Consider the following 17829-nt stretch of genomic DNA (forward strand, 5'->3'; position numbering starts at 1 on the left):
TTCACTCCCTCAGACGAAGGCGCTCAGCCCCGTCACCGCCCGCCCCACGATCATCGTGTTGATCTCGCGAGTGCCCTCGTAGGAGTACAGCGCCTCCGCGTCCGCCACGAACCGGCCGATGTCGTAGTCGAGCACGATGCCGTTGCCGGCCAGCAGCTCCCGCGCCCAGCCCACCACCTCACGCATCCGCGTCGTCGTGTACGCCTTCGCCAGCGCCGAGTGCTCGTCGCGGAACTCGCCCGCGTCCTGCAACTGCGCGAGGCGTACGCACATGCCCATCGCGCCGGTCACGTTGCCCAGCATGCGCACCAGCAGATCCTGCACGAGCTGGAACCCGCCGATCGGACGGCCGAACTGCTCACGCTCCTTCGCATACTTCAGGGCGATCTCGTACGCCGCCAGCATCACCCCGACGGCCTCCCACGCCACGCCGCTGCGGGTCTGGCGCAACACCTTGGCCGTGTCCTTGAAGGAACGCGCGTTCTGCAGCCGGTCGGCCTCCGGCACCTCGCACTCGGTCAGCGTGATGTCGGCATTCTGCACGGTCCGCAGCGCGATCTTGTTCTCGATCTTCGTCGCCGCGAAGCCCGGGTTGTCCTGGTGCACCACGAATCCCTTGACCTGGTCGTCCGCCACGTCACGGGCCCAGACCACGATGAGGTCGGCGAAGGTCCCGTTGCCGATCCACCGCTTCTTGCCGTTCAGGATCCAGCGGTCGCCGTCCCGGCGGGCGGTCGTGCGCAGGCCGGCGGCCACATCGGACCCGCCGGTGGGCTCGGTGAGGGCGAACGCGCCGATCTTCTCGAACGTCCGCATCCGCGGGAGCCAGCGTTCCTGCTGTTCCGCCGAGCCGCAGGTCTCGATGCTGCCCATCGCCAGCCCCGAGTGCACCCCGAAGAACGTGGCCATCGAGGCGTCCGCGCGAGCCATCTCCAGCGCGATCCACCCGGAGAGCAGATTCGAGTGCCTCGCCCCGGCGATGCCCAGATCGGCGAAGCCCTTGACGAGCGGGAAGGGAAACTCGGCCCGCGCCCAGTGGTCGTTGGCGACCGGGACCACCTCGGCCTCGAGGAAGGTCCGGACGCGCGTCACCACCTCGGCGTCCTCGGGGGTCAACAGGTCCTGGAAGCGGTAGAGGTCACCGGTCAGCAGCTCGAACATGCGCGCCCTGATACCCAGATGATCGACCCGTTAGACATCGGCCGATGCCTGCCCGGGCTACCGGACGAAGCGTTCCCGGCGAACCGTGGGCCGGCGGCCCCGGATGGTGGCGTTCTGCATGGCCGCGATGACCGAGTCGGCTTCCGACTCGGGAACCTCCACCAGTGCGAAGCGATCGGTGATCTGGATGGCTCCGATCTCGCGGGCTCCGAGGCCGGACTCGCCGGCTATCGCACCGACGAGATCCTGGGGGCGCAACCCCGCCCGCCGGCCGATGCCGAAGAACAGCCGGGTCACGCCGGAATCGCGTCCGCTCCCGCCTCTTCGGGTGTCACGATCCGTCCCGCCTCCCCGGCTGTCACGGTCCGTCCTTTCTCCCCGGGCGTCACGATCGTGGCTGCGCCGCGGTGGCGTCGCTTCCGGGATCTCCTCCTCGGCGGCGTCACCGCCGGCCGCCTCGTGCAGGAGCTTGACCGCGGCGAGCGCGATGTTCTCGACGTCGAACTCGTCCGCGAGCGAGTCGATCACGACGCGGAACCGTTCCAGATCGTCGGCTTCCAGGCTGGCCTGCAGGGCCGCGCGGGTCAGTTCCAGACGCCGGGCCCGCAGATCCGTCACGGTGGGAAGCCGCTCCAGGGTGATGCGCCGTCCGGTCAGCCGTTCGATGGACTTGAGCATCCGCTGTTCCCGGGGTTCCGCCAGAGTGATCGCGGAACCCTCGCGCCCGGCCCGGCCCACCCGGCCGATGCGGTGCACGTACGCCTCGGGCGCCACCGGCACGTTGACGTTGATGACGTGGGTCAACTGCTCGACATCGAGGCCCCGGGCCGCCACGTCCGTCGCGACGAGCAGCTCGGTGCTGCCGGAGCGCAGCCGCCCCATGACACGGTCGCGTTGATCCTGGCTCATCCCGCCGTGCAAAGCCTCCGCGCGGTACCCGCGCCCGTTCAAGGTCTCGGTGACCTCGTCCACCTCCTGCCGGGTGCGGCAGAAGACGATCGCCGACGAGGGCGCCTCCACGTCCAGGATCCGCCCCAGAGCGGCCGCCTTGTGCGCGCGGGCCACGATGTAGGCGCTCTGTCGCACCAGAGGCATGTCACCCGGTGTGACGACCTCCCGACCCATCGTGATCCGGACCGGATCACGCAGATGGCGGCGCGCGATGCTGTCGATGCGGGGCGGCATCGTCGCGGAGAAGAGCACCGTCTGTCGGTCCTCGGGAGTCTCGTCGAGAATCGCCTCGATGTCGTCGGCGAAGCCCATGTCGAGCATCTCATCCGCCTCGTCGAGGACGACGGTACGCACGTCCCCGAGCCGCAGCGTCGCCCGTTCGATGTGATCGAGCACCCGCCCCGGCGTCCCGACGACGACGTCCACCCCGCGGCGCAGCGCCTGGAGCTGCCGGCCGATCGGCTGCCCGCCGTACACGGGCAGGACGCGCACGCCCAGGTCGCGGCCGTACCGGTGGACCGCCTGCGACACCTGCTCGGCCAGTTCGCGGGTGGGCACGAGAACGAGCGCCGCCGGCCCGGCATCCCGGGCGCCCTCCTCCAGCCGCTGCAGCAGGGGCAGGGCGAAGGCAGCCGTCTTGCCGGTGCCGGTCGCCGCCTGCCCGACCAGGTCGTTGCCTGCCACCAGCGGGGGAATCGACTCCTGCTGGATCGGTGTCGGTTCCTCGTAGCCCAGATTGGTCAGGGCACGGAGCAGCTCCGCCCGCAACCCCAGTCCGGCGAAACCCGCCTCGGAACCGATCGGGTTCTCGTCCATGCCGGCAAGGATATGCCGAGGCCGTCTTCGTCATCCGGCCGCCTCGGCAGGCACGGCCTGCGCTACCTTCAGCACATCGCGGACACCGCGTGTCAGCAGCCTGCCGATCCCGACACCCGAGGAGTCACCGATGTCCGACACCGCCCCCGAGGCAGAACCCGGATCCGAGGACCTGCCCGAGCCGTTCGCCAACCGTGCCGCACGCCGGGCCAAGGGCAAGAAGACCGGGAGCGCCCCGGTGAGCAACGAGGGACGGCGGCCGATCCGCACCGGCACCGTGCAGAACCCCCGCCAGTACGGCAACCGCCGAAGCGGCTGACCCCGTCCGGGCACGATCAGAGCGGACGCGGTGGCTCGTCGGGCCGACGGGCACGCCCTTCGGCGCCGGCGCGGGCCACGATCGCCTGCAGATGTACGCCGCAGCCGACCTCGATGGCGGTGGTCGCCGACGCAGTGGGCGCCGAGCGCGTCGCGGATCCGGGACAGCAGGTCCGCATCCAGGTCGGCGAGCAGGCGGTGCCGGGCCTGCAGCGGCGGGCCAGGACGGTCATCGTCTCGGTGGAGAACCGGGTCCGGCCGTAGGCCATCTGCACGGTGCGCAGCAGCGCGGCCGGGTCGCACGCGGCCGCGCTGCGCACGTCGCGGATGAGCCGGCCGTGCTGGTATTGCTGGTTCGGCGGGGGCGATGCCTGGGCGCCCTGGACGGCCGGTTCGCTTGTCGCCGGAGCGTCCGGCACCACCTCCGTGGTGCCTTACCCGTCGGTCCGTGTCACCGGGAGGTCGCCGGCGGCGTAGTCGGCGCGTATCCGCCGCTTGTCGAACTTGCCGACGCTGGTCTTGGGCACCGCCTCGATGAATGCCCACCGCTCCGGCAGTTGCCAGCGGGCCAGCTTGTCGGCGAGGAAGCCGCGCAGCGCGTCGCCGTCGACCTGCGCATCCTCGTTGATCACGACCGCGGCGAGTGGACGTTCACCCCACTTGTCATCCGGGACGCCGACCACGCACGCTTCGAGAACCGCCGGATGCGCCATGATCGCGTTCTCCAGCTCCACCGAGCTGATCCACTCCCCACCGGACTTGATGACGTCCTTGGCCCGATCGGTCAGGGTGACGTACCCGTCAGCGGACAGCGTGCCGACGTCGCCGGTGCGCAGCCAGCCGTCGCGGAACTTCTCCGGGTCGGACTCGCCTTCGGCCAGGTAGCCGGCGGTGATCCACGGGCCGCGGACCTCCAACTCGCCCACGGCCCTGCCGTCGACGGGCATCACCTCGCCGGCCGGGTCCACGATGCGTGCCTGGACGCCTGCCGGCACCCGTCCCTGCGTGTAGCGGTAGGCCCACGCCTCGGCTCTGTTGACGCCCGCGGGAGGGCGCGCTACCGAGCCCAGGGGTGAGGTCTCGGTCATGCCCCAGGCATGGATCACCTCGATGTCGTGCCGTTCGGAGAACGCGTGCATCAACGCAGGCGGGCAGGCGGAGCCGCCGACGATGACCTCCCGCAGCGAGGAGGTGTCGACCGGCGCGGCGTCGAGGTGGGCCAGCAGGTCGGCGAAGATGGTCGGCACCGCGCCGGCGAGGGTGGGCCGCTCGCCGGCGATCATCGCGGCCAGCGGTGCGGCCTGCAGGAACCGGTCCGGCATGATCAGGGAACTGCCGCTCATCAGCGCGGCGTAGGGCAGGCCCCAGGCCATCGCGTGGAACATCGGCACCATGCACAGCGCGCGCGTCGCCGGGCTCAGCCCGAACGTCTCGGCCATGCACACTTCCATCGAGTGCAGGTAGACGGAGCGATGCGAGTACGCGATGCCCTTGGGGTTGCCGGTCGTGCCGGAGGTGTAGCACAGCGCGGCGGCGTCGTCCTCGTCCACGACCGGCCAGTCGTAGCCGTCGGGTCTGCCGGCGAGCAGGTCGTTCCAGCGGTGCACCCCCACGTCCTCCTTGCGCAGTGCCGAGAGGTCTGCGTCGCCGCAGACGATGACGTGCTCGACGGTGCTCAGGTGCGGCAGGATGCCGACCAGCAGCGGGATCAACGCGGAGTCGACGATCACCACGCGGTCCATGGCGTGGTGGGCGATGTAGACGAGCTGCTCGGGGAAGAGCCGGATATTGAGGGTGTGCAGCACCGCGCCCATGCTGGGCACGGCCAGGTACGCCACCAGGTGCTCGGCGTTGTTCCACATCAGCGTGGCGACCCGCTGGTCGCCGGTGATGCCGAGGTCGTCGCGAAGGGCATGTGCCAGCCTGGCGGCCTGGCGGCCCACCTCGGCGAACGTGATGCGCGAGGGACCGCTGTCCGTGCCGGTCCAGGTGACCACCTCGGCGGTGGCGTGGACCGTACTGCCGTGCTCCAACAGGCGGGATACCTGCAACGGGGTGTCCATCATCGTGCTTCGCATGCGTCACCTCGGGTCGTCGGGAATGGGTCTACGTCGCTACTGACGAGCTCGGCCACATGGAATTTGATCGACGCGGCGCCGAACTTCCCTTCCGAGTTCTGACCGACCGCGAGGGGGAAGGCCTGCGTCGCCATCGCGTCCCCCGAAGCCTTCTCCGGAGGGACCGGGACCGTCACCGCCCCGCGGCTCTGCGCCGCGATCGTCGACCGGCCGCCGTTACGTGATTGTCCAAGCATCGTCGTCGAGTGTCGGGCGTCGATTCCCGGCGCAGGCGGAGTTCGGACGAGTTCGGACGACGCCCCGGGACGCCGACGCCCGAGGACCGCTATTGCCGTTCGGAGCTGGTTGCGGTGGGGTCCACATCGGCCAGGTGAGCGCGGGTCTGGTAGGCCTCGGGCCGGCCGAGGCCGGTGTAGAGGGCCAATGCGTACCGGTAGTGCTCGCGGGCGAGGACCCGGTTGCCGAGGGCGCGGTGGGCGTGGCCGATGCCGGTGAGGGCGCGAGCCTGTTGCGGACGATCACCGGTGTCGGCGACGACGGCGTGGGCAGCGGTGTGGTGGTTCAGGGCGTCGCAGGGACGGCCGGCTGTGTGGGCGGCTTCACCGAGGCTGTTGAGCACTCGGGCCTCGCCGTACCGGTCGCCGGCGGCGCGGCAGATGGCCAGGGCCTGGTGGTAGTGCTCGGCGGCTTCGACCGGGTGGCCGAGGCGGGTGTGGAGGAGGCCGAGGCCTTCATGCGTCCACGTTTCGCCGGCATGATCGCCCACCTGCAGAAACAGGGCCAGGGCCCTCTGGAGATGGCCGGCGGCCGACCCGGGCCGGCCCAACTCCAGATGTATCAGGCCGAGACCTTCCAGCGCGTAGGCTTCGCCGACGCGGTCGTCCACCTGCCGGAACACGGTCAGGGCCTGCGCACTGCGGTCGATGGCCATCTGATGACGGCCCGGTGGCTCGTCACCGTCGCCGAGGTTGTCGGAGGCGCGGCCCTGGCCGGCCAGGTGGTCGGCGTGCCGGAACAGATTCACGGCCTCCTGCAGGGACTCGGCGGCCCACCCGTACCGGCCGAGCCGCCCGTAAGTGAAGCCGATGTCGATCAGGCCATGGGCCTGTCCGATCGGGTCGCCGCTCTGACGAGCGGCATGGTGGCCGTGACCGTGCACCATCACTGCGTCGGCATTGTGGCCGCCGGCGGCTAGATAGCGTTGCAGTACGCGCGAGAGCAGGGTGGTGTGGGCCGGCCAGCCGCGCGTGGCGGTGTGGACAGCGACCGCTACCAGGGCGGGCCGTTCGGTGTCCAACCACTCTCGCGCGCTGTCGGGGTCGGGCAGCTCCGGGGTGGGGGTACCGGCTGGGAGGATCCGGGGCCGAATGAGTGCTTCGGCCGGGTGCAGGGTGTTCATGGCGGCCGCAGATGTGGCGAGGTAGTGGTCGAAGAGGCGGGTCAGCGCGGCGCGGCGGGCGGGCGGAGGTTCTTCGTCGGTGGCGCGGATCGTGGCGTAGGCACGGGTGAGGTCGTGGAAGGTGTACCGGCCGGGGGCGGCCTGCTCGAGCAGGTGATCGTCGCGCAGGTGGTGCAGGCGAGCCCGGGCGGTGTCCAGGTCGGTGTCGGCCAAAGCTGCGGCGGCGTACGCGTCCAGGTCCTGTCCGGGGTGCAGGGCGAGCAGGCGCAGCAGTCGCCGCTGGTCGGCGGGTAGGTGCTGGTAGGACAGGGTGAGGGCGAGTTCGATGCCGGTGTCCAGACGCCGGTCGTGGTGGCGTTCGTCGAGCCGGTCGGCGTGATCGGTCAGCGTCCAGCCCGGCGTGTTGCGGATGTGCCCGGCGACCAGGCCCAGAGCCAGCGGCAGGTAGCCGCAGCGCCGGGCGATGCGGTCCGCGGCGCGCGGATCGGAGCCGGCGGGAACCCCGGGTACCGTCCGGGCCAGGAATGCCAGTGCCTCGTCGGGGTTGAAGGCGTCCACGGACAGGTGGGTCGCGGGGTGCAGGTCGGCCAGGCGGCGCCGGCTGGTGACCAGGGTGAGACACCCCGGTGTGGCCGGCAGCAGCGGGCGGACCTGCTCGGTGGTGGCGGCGTTGTCCAGCACCACCAGGGCGCGGGTGCCGGCGAGGCGGCCGCGGTAGGCGGCGGCGCGCGCTTCCAGACCGTGCGGTATCTGCTGGCCGGGCACCCCGAGCAGGCGCAGAAACCCGTCCAGGACCGCGGCCGGGTCGGCCGGCGGCTGGGCCGGGTCGGGATCGAACCCGCGCAGGTCGACGAACAGCACCCGCTCGAACGGCTGCTCCCGGTGAAGGAGGTGTCCGGCGTGGACGGCGAGCCGGGTCTTGCCGACCCCGGCCATCCCCTCGATCGCGGAGACAACCACCGCCTTCCCGCCCTGTACCGCGCAGCGGAGTCGGTCGAGTTCGCCGGTGCGGCCGGTGAACCCGTCGAGGTCCTGCGGCAGGCTGTCCTGAACCCGGACCCGAGACACCGCTTCGATCTCCCCGCCGATCACCCGCAACGCCTGGCGCCACAGGGCCACGTACCCGGTGTCGGGATGCAGCGCCTGGATCACCGCGATCACCAGGTCGGTGTCCCACCGGCGACGACCGGGCCGGAAGCAGTACGCGACGGTCGATTTGCACACCAGCTCACCGGCCGGCCGGCCCGCCGCGGTCCAGGCCGCGTTGATCCGATCCTTGATCGTCCCGTAGGAGGGGTTACCGGCCCAGACCTTCAACAACCGCAACCGCTTGACGAGATCGGCGAGGCTACTCGCCTGCGCCGGATCAGGCAGCGTGGTGAAGGCGTCCACCGGCGTGGTGGTCACCGGCTCCCCTGACCGCGGCATCACCCACCCCCATCGACCGAATCCGATGTTCCAGGGTTCGAGGCTAGCGACCGCACCACCGACGACAGTCCTCCAAAGACACTTCACGCCGTCGGACCCATGACGGAACCCCCTCCGACGTCGGCACCTCACCGGGCCGATCGAGAAAGGGGAGCACACGACCATCGACGGGAGAGAAAAGTGAAGCATCGATTCGAGCGGCCGTCACCGCTGCGCTGACGCGCGACGACGCAGGAACCCCACACATCTGAAGGACGTACACAGGGATTCGAGAAGGCGTCTGACTTTCGTCCCGACAATTCGGCGACCCGATCCGGTGCTGATGTGGACCTGCTCCGGAGCCGTCAACCAGCAATGGCTCTACTGATGTGAATGCGGGTGGCGACCGGTTTCCCGCCGGTCGCCACCTGGGCAGGTCAGTGCGCGCACTCTTCGCGCCGGCAGGATCACGCGGGGAGGCTCGCTCGGTCCTGCCGCCCGGTGACGAGGTATCCGAAGGCGGTGGCGGTGAAGAACATGACGAGGCCGTACACCGCGGCGGGAATCGCCATCTCGGTGCTGTTCAGCAAGGTGGGGCTGATCGCGATGGTGATCGCCAGGGTGCTGTTGTGGATGCCGATCTCCATGCCGGCGGCGATCGATTCGCGTCTGCCGACCCCGGCCAGCCTCGGCGCGCCGCCGGGCGACGCGGCGAGCAGCATCATGCCGACCGCCGGTGCGGGCGGCAGGTCCAGCGCGAGGACCAGACCGAAGCAGAGCGCGGGCAGCAGCAGTGCCTGGCAGCCGAGCGCGATCAGCGCCGGTCTGGGATACCGCACCACGCGGCGGAAATCCGCCACGGCCAGGCCCAGCCCGAGGCCGAGCATGATGATGCCGAGCGCGATCGGCAGCCCGACAGCCGTCAATGACGAGTCCATGGCGCAGTATTCTGCCCCGGCCTGCGGGCGCGAGGGATCCTCGTCTCGGCTACCGGAGATGAGTCGCCTGATTGCCGCCTCGACGGACAGAAACGCCGAACCACCCGGTCCCGCCCTCCTGGATCAGGCCCCAGCCTTTTCTCACCGGTCAGCGCGAGGTACCGGTCCTCGCCCACCTCCCACCGCGGCCGAGGGCGGAGGTCACGGCAGCGCGCGGCGCACCGCGGCGACGATGCGGTCCTCGTCCGCCTCGCCGGTACGCCAGTTGGAGAAGGCGAGCCGCAGCGCCGGTGTGCCGGCGTACACCGTGGGTGTCACGAACGCTTCGCCGGTCTCCGCGATGGTCCGGGCCGCCGCGGCCTGGTCGCCCGGGAGGGCCAGGCAGACGACGTTCAGTCGTACCGGGGCCAGCAGCCGGACCCCGGGCAGCTCCGCGAGGCGCGCACCGACCCGCTGGGCGGACGCGATGTTGCGGGTCACGATGTCGCGGTGCCCGTCACGGCCGTAGGCCGCGAGCGAGAACCAGGCGGCCAGCGCCCGCAGGCGGCGCGAGTTCTCCGGGGTGTGGTGCAGGAAGTCGGGCCGCTCGGTCAGCGGGCCGAGGTACGCGGCGGCGTTGCTGAACACCTTCAGCTGCAGGTCCGTCCGGCGCGTGAACTGCACCGCCGAGTCGTACGGGACGTTCAGCCACTTGTGCAGGTCGACGCAGATCGAGTCGGCCTCGGCCAGCCCGTCGAGCAGCGGCGCGTGCGCGGGGCTCAGCGCGGCGAAGGCGCCGAACGCCGCGTCGACGTGCAGCCAGAACGGGTACTCCCGGCGCAGCTCGACGATCGCCCGCAGATCGTCGTAGTCGACGGTGTTCACGGTGCCGGCGTTGGCGACCACGATCGCCGGGCGGCCGGCGCGGGCCGCCAGCGCGGCGCGCAGCGCCGCCACGTCGACCGCTTCGCGGTCCGGCCGGACCGGCACCTGCCGCAGCGCACCGCGGCCCAGACCCAGCATGGACAGTGCCTTGAAGATGCTGGAGTGCGGTGCGCCGGAGAACACCGCCGTCTCGCCGAGTGCCGCGACGCCCTGCTGGGCGACGTCCACGCCGAGCCGTTCGCCCAGCCACTCCCGGCCGATCGCCAGACCCACCATGTTGGACATGGTGGCGCCGCTGACGAAGGCGCCGCCGTGCCCGTCCGGCAGGCCGAACAGCTCGCGCAGCCAGCCGAGTGTCTCCCGCTCCAGATCGCCGGCCGACGAGCCGATCTCCGGCCCCGCGTTCTGGTCGAAGACGCCGGTCAGCCAGTCGCCGGCCAGTCCGGCCGGGGTGGCACCGCCGGTGACGAAACCCAGGTACCGGGGTCCGGCGCTGCCGGAGAACCCGGGCGCCCACCGGTCGGCGAAGCTCGCCAGGGCCCCGGCCAGCCCGGCCCCGTCCGCCGGCAGCGGCATCGCCGGCTGCTGTGCGGGCGAGTGGGCCGCGGGACGGTCGTCCAGTCCGTCGAGCACGTCGACGGCCAATCGGCGGATGGACTCCAGCAGTGCGGGGAACGTCGCGAGGTCGTCGGCGAGTCGAGGATGCATGCTCCTACGCTAGGCGGCCGCCCGGAATCCGATCGTGGCCAATTCCGGGCTCCTGGACCGTGCCTTCCGGCGGTAGAGGGCCGCGTCGGCGTGGGCGTGAAGGCGGTCGAAGTCGTGGCCGTGCCGGTCCAGGTCAGCAGCTCATCCCCGGCCTGGTGACCGTAGCGGTCGTTGATCTCCTTGAACCGGTCCAGGTCGATCAGGACGAGGGTCAGCGGTCGGCCGCCGCGCTCGCTCGCGGCCGGTTCCGCGTGGAGGCGCTCGTCGAAGCCACGCCGGTCGAGGCAACCGGTCAGCGCCAGGGCCGGTCCCACCGCTCCCTGCACTGCGCTGGCACGGATCGCCCGCACCTCGCCGGGGGGCGCGGGTCCCGCGACATCCCGGCGGATTCGGATCCCGGGCCGGCCCCAGCACTAGACTGAGGCCCCATGCTCACCATGCAGGATGCGCTCGCGCGGCTCACGGCGTACTGGCGTGATCAAGGGTGTCTGGTCGTCCCGCCGATGAACACCGAGGTGGGTGCAGGCACGCTCAACCCCGCGACGTTCCTGCGCGTGCTGGGGCCGGAGCCGTGGCGTGTCGTGTATCCCGAGCCGTCCGTGCGGCCGGACGACTCCCGCTACGGCGAGAATCCGAACCGGTTGCAGACCCACACCCAGCTCCAGGTGGTCCTCAAGCCGGATCCCGGCAACCCGCAGGAGCTCTACCTGGGCAGCCTCACCGCGCTCGGCATCGACGTCGCCGCTCACGACGTGCGGTTCGTCGAGGACAACTGGGCGTCGCCCGCCCTGGGCGCGTGGGGGCTGGGCTGGGAGGTGTGGCTCGACGGGCTGGAGATCACCCAGTTCACCTACTTCCAGCAGGCCGGCGGGATCGATCTGGCGCCGGTCTCGGTCGAGATCACGTACGGCGTCGAGCGCATCCTCATGGCCCTGCAGGGCGCCACCCACGTCAAGGACATCGAGTACGGGCCCGGTGTCAGCTACGGCGAGCTCTTCGGCCAGTCCGAGTACGAGATGTCGCGCTACTACCTCGACGACGCGGACGTGACGGCCCAGCGGCACCTCCTGGAGCTGTCCGCGACCGAGGCGCAACGGATGATCGACGCGGGCCTGCCGGTGCCCGCGCACACGTACGTTCTCAAGTGCTCGCAGGCGTTCAACGTGCTCGACGCGCGCGGCGCGGTGTCCACCGCCGACCGGGCCGCCGAGTTCGCCCGGATGCGCCGGCTCGCCGGCGACGTCGCCCGCCTCTGGGTGGCGCGCCGGGTGGAGCTCGGCCACCCGCTGGGCGTCGCCGGACCGCTGCCCGAGCAGGCCGAACCGGTGGCCGTCGCCGGCGGTGCGCAGCGCCCGCGGATGCTGGTGCTGGAGATCGGCACCGAGGAGATGCCGCCCGCCGAGGCCCGCGCCGCGCGCGAACAGGTGCGGCGCGAGCTCACCGGTCAGCTCGCCGCGACCCGGCTCGGCCACGGCGAGGTCAGGGTGTACGCCACCCCGCGCCGGCTCATCGCGGTCGTCGGCGGGGTCGCGGCCCGCGAGGACGACCACACGCACACCGTGAAGGGGCCGCGGACCACGGCACCGGCGCAGGCCCGCGAGGGCTTCGCGCGTGCTCAGGGCGTACCCGTGGAATCGCTGGAGACCGTCGACGGCCAGATGGTCGTGCGGCGGCACGTGCCCGGCGGCGCCGCACCCGGCGTCCTCGCCGGCGTGCTCGCAAAGGTCGTCGCGGGACTGCGCTCGGCGCGCAACATGCGCTGGAACGACCCGAGGCTGACCTTCACCCGGCCGGTCCGCTGGCTGGTCGCCCTCTGGGGCGACGACGTCGTCCCGGTCGCGGTGGGCGCGCTGCGCTCGGGCCGCGAGACCCGGATCCTGCGGACGGCCGTGACGCCGGTGCTGCGGATCGCGTCGGCCGAGACCTTCATGGAGACCATCTCCGTGCACGGCATCGTCGCCGACCCCGACGACCGCCGCGAGCTGATCGTCTCCGGCGCGCAGGAACTCGTGTACGACGAGGGCAACGTGGACGTCGCCGCCGAGAGCGAGCTGATCGACCAGATCACCTACCTGGTGGAACAGCCCACCCCGCTGCTGGGCCGTTTCTCCGAACGCCACCTCGACCTGCCCGATGCCGTGCTCACCACGGTCATGCGCAAACACCAGCGTTACCTTCCCGTACGCGGTGACGGCGGCGCCCTGTTGCCCATGTTCGTCACCGTGGCCAATGGCCCGGTCGACGCCGACCTGGTCCGGGCCGGCAACGAGGCGGTCCTGCGCGCCCGCTACGAGGACGCGGCGTTCTTCTACCGCGCCGACCGGGCCACACCCCTCGCGGCGATGCGCGAGCGGCTGCGGCGCCTGACCTTCACCGACAAGCTCGGTTCGATGGCCGACCGGGCGGCGCGCATCGACGGGCTCACCGCCGTGCTCGCCTCGGCGGCCGGAGTGAGCGAGGCCGACGACTCGACCGCCGACCGCGCGGGCGAACTGGTCAAGTTCGACCTCGGCGCCCAGCTCGTCACCGAGATGACCAGCCTCGCCGGCGTGATGGCCCGCGACTACGCAATCCACGCGGGCGAGTCCCCGGCGGTGGCGCAAGCACTGTACGAGGCCGAGCTGCCCCGTCACGCCGGCGACGACCTGCCTGGCTCCGTACCGGGAGCGCTGTTGTCCATGGCCGACCGCCTGGACCTGATCACGGGCCTCGCCGCCACGGTGGGCCTGCCCACCGGCAGCAGTGACCCATTCGCGGTCCGCCGCGCCGTGCTCGGCCTGATCGCGGTGCACCGCGCCCACCCGGACCTGTCCGCACTAGACCTGGTCGACGCGTTGGCCTGGGCGGGGGCGCGGCAGCCCGTCGACGTCGGCCCGGCCGTGCTCGCCGACGTCCGGGAATTCCTCACCCGACGCCTCGAGCAGGTCCTCACCGAGGAGGGCCACCCGGTCGACCGGGTCCGCGCCGTGCTGCCGCACGCCGGCCGCCCGTCGGTCGCGGACCGGCTGCTCGCACAGCTCGGCCGGCTCGCCGCGGAGCCGGACTTCCGCAAGCTGGCCGAGGCGATCCAGCGAGCCCGCCGCATCGTCCCGGACGGCACCCCGGCCGGCTACGACCCGGCCCGGCTCACCGAACCCGTCGAGCAGGCTCTGCACTCGACGGTGACCGCGGTGCGCGACACCCTGGACGGCACGACGGACCTGGGTCGCTTCACCGCGGTGGCGGCGCCGCTCACCGGGCCGGTGGAACGGTTCTTCGCCGAGGTGTTCGTGATGGCCGACGACGCGGAGGTCCGCGCGGCCCGGCTGGGTCTGCTGGCCGCGGTCCGGGACCTGGGCGAGAGCCTGCTGGACTGGCAGCAGTTGCGCCTGTAGGGCGGCGGGTCAGTTCGGACGCAGCACAGGCGGGTCCGGAACTCGGCTCTGGCGCGACAAGCGTGAGGTGATCCTCTGCTGGCATGATCCTGCTTGGTGGCGAGCAGCGTTCGCGGCAGAGCCCGGCAGGAGGCGACAGTGGGCTTTTTCGGCACCTATCTGTTCGACTGCCGATGATCGAGGACCTTCCGCGCTGACGGAGAGGCGCGTCACGGCCGGCCGGTGGGGCGGTGTTCCGCACAGCGGCGGATGTCCATGTCGGCGCCGGATCGACGTAGCAGCAGGGCCGTTGCGCCGAGCAGCAGGGCCGCGGCAAGGTAGCCGCCGATGAGCAGTGCCGCGCCGTGTCCGTTCGGGGGCAGGGCTACGGCGATCAGGGCGCCGGCCCTGGCGACGATCGTGCGGTCGTGACGTTTCCGGGCCGCGGCGGCGAGGGGTAGCAGGGCCCACAGGAGATACCACGGCTGGACCACCGGTCCGCACAGGACGACGGCGGCGAAGACCAGGCCGAGGCCGCGGACCGGGCCGAGGCGGCCTTGGTACGTCGCCCACAGCAGGCGGGTGACCACGACGGCGCAGACGGCGGCGCCGATGGTCACGGCGACCGTGATGGCGGTGTCGGTGATCTCCGCGCCGGTCAGCTTGCCCAGGCCGCCGGCGAGGAAACCGGCCATGTTGGTCGGTGCCAGCCAGCTATGCACGGCGGTGCTGGAATGGATCGCGCCGATCCAGCCGAAGCCGAGGCCGGAGCCGAGGGAGATGGCCGCAGTGACGGTGGCGGCGGCGGACAGCGTGGTCAGTGCCGTCGCGAGAGGGTTGCCTCGGCGCCGGGCCAGTTCCGCGGTCAGGCAGCACACCGCGGCGAAGCCGACGACCTTGATGTTGGCGGCGACCGTGAGCATCGTCAGTCCGGCGGCGATCCGCAGTGTGGCGGCGGTCCGGGTGCGGTCCGCTCCTTGGAGGGCGATCTCCGTCCCGCACAGCAGCAGTCCGAGCATGATGCCGTCGTTGTGCGCGCCCGCCACGAGGTGCCAGAGCACCAGCGGGTTGAGCAGGCCCAGCCACAGGGCGGACGACGGCTCGGCGCCTGAGCGCCGGGCGAGGCGTGGCAGGGCCCAGGCGATCAGGGCGACGCCGATGAGGGCGATCAGGCGGTACAGCAACACGCCGGCCACAAGATGCTCGCCGGTCAGCATCGCGACAGTTCGGGAGAGGACCATCCATGCCGGACCGTACGGCGCCGGCGTCTCGATCCAGTAGGGGCTCACCTGCTGCGTCACCGGGGAGGCGGGCCCGAGCGCCTGCAGCGGGCCCAGGGTGTACGGGTCCTGCCCGGTCGCCGCGATCACTCCCTGGGCGAGGTAGCTCCAGACGTCGCCGCTGAACAGGGGAGGGGCGGCCAGGAGGGGGAGGCCCCAGGCGGCCGCGACGGCGAACAGGACCCGGGCCGGGAGCCGGCGGTGCTGACGTCCCAGGAGCAGCCAGGCGGCGACGACCAGAGCCATGCCGGTCACGCTCAGTGCCACGGCCGCCGGCATGGGCAGGACACGGCCGGAGGCGGCGGCCACCATGACGATGCTGCCGATACAGCCGGTGATGACGGCGTGGGATACCGGTGACCGCCGCGGGGGAGCGGGCGGCGGAGACGGGACGGCTTCGGGGGAGGTGCCGGGACGAAAGTCCAGCACAGCGGCACTGTGTCTCACACCCGGCTAGACGATCATCGGGTGCCGGCGGTTTTCGGGTGGTGGTGACGACCGTCACTTTGGGCGAGGCTGTTGGGGTCAGCGGCCGGGCGGGGTCAGGGTGATGCGGGCCAGGGTTTCGCCGTCCGGGGTGAACTGGGCGTGCAGGTGGAAGCCCGGCAGCATCCACCGGTCCCACGGTCCGTAGTCGCCGAGGAAGCGGTCGTGATACGGCTCGCCCATCTCGTCCGGGCGGCCGAGCCGCTCCCACAGGGCGGTGCGCTGGGGGATGGTGCCGGCGCCGCCGGGAATCTCGCCGCGGTAGGCGATGAACCCGTCGTCGCCGTGGAAGTGCAGGAAGACCGTCGTCACCATGCCGTGCGCGTCGGCGGCTAGCTCCACCCCGGACTCCCGGGCCAGGTAGGAGCGGGACAGGGCGGCGCCCATCGTTACTCCGGAGGGGGAGACGAGGCCGTACTCCCGGCAGATCTGCTGGACGCGGTCCTCGAGGACGGAGTGGCCCAGCACCAGGGTGAGGTCGCTGCGGACCTCCTCGCGCGGCTCGGAGACGGGCGGCACCGGAGGTGGCGTGGAGGGACGCGGGTCGGGGTGCAGGCGGGGCGCGTACAGGGGTTCGTTCGAGCCGGACGAAGCGGGCCCGGGTTTGGTCCCGTACCGGTCGTCCGCCCTGGTGCGACGCTCGAGAAATCCCATGGGCACCTCACGACGAACCGTCGATGTCGTCTCTATTGTCTCATTCCCGTTACACGCCTACCTCAATCAGGCGGCCGGGATGGCCGGCTGGCGGGCTTCCGGCCGAGTTCCCTTGCCGGTCATGACGATGTCGCCGGAATGTCGTACCGATCGCCTGAACTGCTGGCGACCCGGACGTCGGCGAACGTCGCCGGCGGTGAGTTCGTGGAGGATGTCATGGCAGACCGCCGACAGGTGCTGTGTCTGGGTGCGCTCGCTTCCGGGGCGCCTGCGTTGCTCGCGGTGGCTGGCTCACCGGCCCAGGCGGCCCCGGCGGCCGCGCCGGCGCCACGCCGGCGGCGCTCGCTGGTCATCGGGCATCGAGGGGCGTCCGGCTACCGGCCCGAGCACACCCTCGCGTCGTACGAGCTGGCCGCCCGGATGGGTGCCGACTTCATCGAGCCGGATCTCGTCGTGACCAAGGATCACGTGCTGGTGGCGCGGCACGAGCCGGAGATCGGCGGCACCACCGACGTCGCCTCGCGGCCCGGGTTCGCGTCGCGCCGGCGTACGGTCGTGCTCGACGGGGTCTCCGTCACCGGTTGGTTCACGCACGACTTCACTCTCGCCGAGCTGAAGACGCTGCGTGCGACCGAGCGGATCCCTCAGGTACGCCAGCACAACACCCTGTACGACGGGCTGTTCCCGGTGCCGACCTTCGAGGAGGTGCTGGAGCTGCGCGAGCGGCTCTGCCGGGAGCTCGGCCGCGAGATCGGCGTCTACCCCGAGACCAAGCACCCCACCTACTTCCGGGGGCTCGGGCTGGACCTGGAGACCCCGCTGGTCCAGGCGTTGCGGCGGCGCGGGCTGAACCGGCGTGACGCCCCCGTCTTCGTGCAGTCGTTCGAGGCGGCGAACCTCCGGAGCCTGCACGACGACCACCGGCTCCGCGCGCCGCTGGTCTTCCTGACCAGCGCGACCGGCGGGCCGTTCGGCGACCCGAAGAGCTACGCCGAGTACCTGACCCCGGGCGGGCTGCGCGAGCTCGCCCGCTACACCGACGGCATCGGCCCGGAGAAGAGCCAGATCATTCCGCGCGAGGCCGACGGCACCCTGGGCACGCCGACCCGGCTGGTCGCCGACGCGCACGCCGCGGGGCTGCGGGTCATGCCGTACACGTTCCGCGCGGAGAACCAGTTCCTGCCCGCGGAGCTGCGGTCCGGCACGGATCCGATCGCGTACGGACGGGCGCTCGACGAGCAGGTCACGTTCTTGCGTACGGGAATCGACGGGCTCTTCACCGACCAGCCGGACATCGGCGTCCTGGCCCGGGACCTGGCCCTCGCCCCGGCCTGACGCGGCCGGGCGAACCCGCCGTCACGCGGCCGGTGGACGCCGCCGGGAACGGGCCGTCGGGGAGGTCGCGGCTTTCCCGCG

Annotated in this window: 12 protein-coding genes and 1 pseudogene; 3 read left to right on the plus strand and 10 right to left on the minus strand. The window is 71.7% G+C overall.

Features of this window, described 5'->3' with window-relative positions:
- Window positions 1-9 precede the first annotated feature (9 nt).
- On the minus strand, window positions 10-1161 hold the full coding sequence (locus tag EDD30_RS35600; RefSeq protein WP_071805510.1) for an acyl-CoA dehydrogenase family protein: 1152 nt from the start codon (window positions 1159-1161) through the stop codon (window positions 10-12).
- A 57-nt stretch (window positions 1162-1218) separates the two neighbouring features.
- On the minus strand, window positions 1219-2928 hold the full coding sequence (locus tag EDD30_RS35605) for a DEAD/DEAH box helicase (protein ID WP_071805512.1): 1710 nt from the start codon (window positions 2926-2928) through the stop codon (window positions 1219-1221).
- 130 nt (window positions 2929-3058) lie between these two features.
- On the opposite strand from EDD30_RS35605, the gene EDD30_RS35610 reads away from it, so the two are divergent.
- Window positions 3059-3247, plus strand: a complete 189-nt coding sequence (locus EDD30_RS35610) for a hypothetical protein (protein ID WP_071805514.1) — start codon at window positions 3059-3061, stop codon at window positions 3245-3247.
- Window positions 3248-3263: 16 nt separating this feature from the next.
- Here EDD30_RS35610 and EDD30_RS35615 read toward each other — a convergent pair whose 3' ends face one another.
- From EDD30_RS35615 to EDD30_RS41225, 6 genes and pseudogenes are all read right to left on the minus strand, one after another.
- Window positions 3264-3665 (minus strand): hypothetical protein, encoded by a 402-nt coding sequence (locus tag EDD30_RS35615; protein WP_143162683.1) that lies wholly within the window; start codon window positions 3663-3665, stop codon window positions 3264-3266.
- Window positions 3666-3680: 15 nt separating this feature from the next.
- On the minus strand, window positions 3681-5324 hold the full coding sequence (locus EDD30_RS35620; RefSeq protein ID WP_071805518.1) for a fatty acid--CoA ligase: 1644 nt from the start codon (window positions 5322-5324) through the stop codon (window positions 3681-3683).
- Window positions 5325-5649: 325 nt separating this feature from the next.
- Window positions 5650-8130, minus strand: coding sequence for a tetratricopeptide repeat protein (locus EDD30_RS35630; protein WP_244945516.1), 2481 nt, complete (start codon window positions 8128-8130; stop codon window positions 5650-5652).
- Window positions 8131-8597: 467 nt separating this feature from the next.
- Window positions 8598-9068: a hypothetical protein gene (locus tag EDD30_RS35635; protein WP_071805522.1), complete on the minus strand. Its 471-nt coding sequence runs from the start codon at window positions 9066-9068 to the stop codon at window positions 8598-8600.
- A gap of 201 nt (window positions 9069-9269) precedes the next feature.
- On the minus strand, window positions 9270-10640 hold the full coding sequence (locus tag EDD30_RS35640; RefSeq protein WP_123678698.1) for a pyridoxal phosphate-dependent decarboxylase family protein: 1371 nt from the start codon (window positions 10638-10640) through the stop codon (window positions 9270-9272).
- Window positions 10641-10780: 140 nt separating this feature from the next.
- Window positions 10781-10990, minus strand: a pseudogene (locus EDD30_RS41225) (GGDEF domain-containing protein); the annotation flags it as partial.
- Window positions 10991-11068: 78 nt separating this feature from the next.
- Here EDD30_RS41225 and EDD30_RS35650 point away from each other — a divergent pair.
- Entirely contained in the window at window positions 11069-14014 is a 2946-nt protein-coding gene (locus EDD30_RS35650; protein WP_123678699.1) for a glycine--tRNA ligase, read from the plus strand.
- Window positions 14015-14223: 209 nt separating this feature from the next.
- Here EDD30_RS35650 and mptB read toward each other — a convergent pair whose 3' ends face one another.
- Both mptB and EDD30_RS35660 read right to left on the minus strand, forming a co-directional pair.
- The gene (mptB, locus tag EDD30_RS35655) at window positions 14224-15702 is read right to left on the minus strand and encodes a polyprenol phosphomannose-dependent alpha 1,6 mannosyltransferase MptB (RefSeq protein WP_123678700.1); all 1479 of its coding nucleotides are present in this window, start codon (window positions 15700-15702) and stop codon (window positions 14224-14226) included.
- A gap of 96 nt (window positions 15703-15798) precedes the next feature.
- Window positions 15799-16413: a hypothetical protein gene (locus EDD30_RS35660; protein ID WP_123678701.1), complete on the minus strand. Its 615-nt coding sequence runs from the start codon at window positions 16411-16413 to the stop codon at window positions 15799-15801.
- 216 nt (window positions 16414-16629) lie between these two features.
- Between EDD30_RS35660 and EDD30_RS35665 the strand changes: the two genes are divergently transcribed.
- Window positions 16630-17748 carry a glycerophosphodiester phosphodiesterase gene (locus tag EDD30_RS35665; protein WP_071805866.1) on the plus strand — a complete coding sequence of 373 codons (1119 nt, stop codon included), beginning with the start codon at window positions 16630-16632 and terminating at the stop codon, window positions 17746-17748.
- Window positions 17749-17829 lie beyond the last annotated feature (81 nt).

It is taken from the genome of Couchioplanes caeruleus (genome assembly GCF_003751945.1).
GTDB lineage: Bacteria > Actinomycetota > Actinomycetes > Mycobacteriales > Micromonosporaceae > Actinoplanes > Actinoplanes caeruleus.

Coding starts and splice junctions, on each gene's coding strand:
- EDD30_RS35635 (WP_071805522.1), bottom strand. CDS start 9,068: ATGGACTCGTCATTGACGGCTGTCGGGCTGCCGATCGCGCTCGGCATC.
- EDD30_RS35665 (WP_071805866.1), top strand. CDS start 16,630: ATGGCAGACCGCCGACAGGTGCTGTGTCTGGGTGCGCTCGCTTCCGGG.
- EDD30_RS35600 (WP_071805510.1), bottom strand. CDS start 1,161: ATGTTCGAGCTGCTGACCGGTGACCTCTACCGCTTCCAGGACCTGTTG.
- EDD30_RS35660 (WP_123678701.1), bottom strand. CDS start 16,413: ATGGGATTTCTCGAGCGTCGCACCAGGGCGGACGACCGGTACGGGACC.
- EDD30_RS35650 (WP_123678699.1), top strand. CDS start 11,069: ATGCTCACCATGCAGGATGCGCTCGCGCGGCTCACGGCGTACTGGCGT.
- EDD30_RS35610 (WP_071805514.1), top strand. CDS start 3,059: ATGTCCGACACCGCCCCCGAGGCAGAACCCGGATCCGAGGACCTGCCC.
- EDD30_RS35640 (WP_123678698.1), bottom strand. CDS start 10,640: ATGCATCCTCGACTCGCCGACGACCTCGCGACGTTCCCCGCACTGCTG.
- EDD30_RS35605 (WP_071805512.1), bottom strand. CDS start 2,928: ATGGACGAGAACCCGATCGGTTCCGAGGCGGGTTTCGCCGGACTGGGG.
- EDD30_RS35620 (WP_071805518.1), bottom strand. CDS start 5,324: ATGCGAAGCACGATGATGGACACCCCGTTGCAGGTATCCCGCCTGTTG.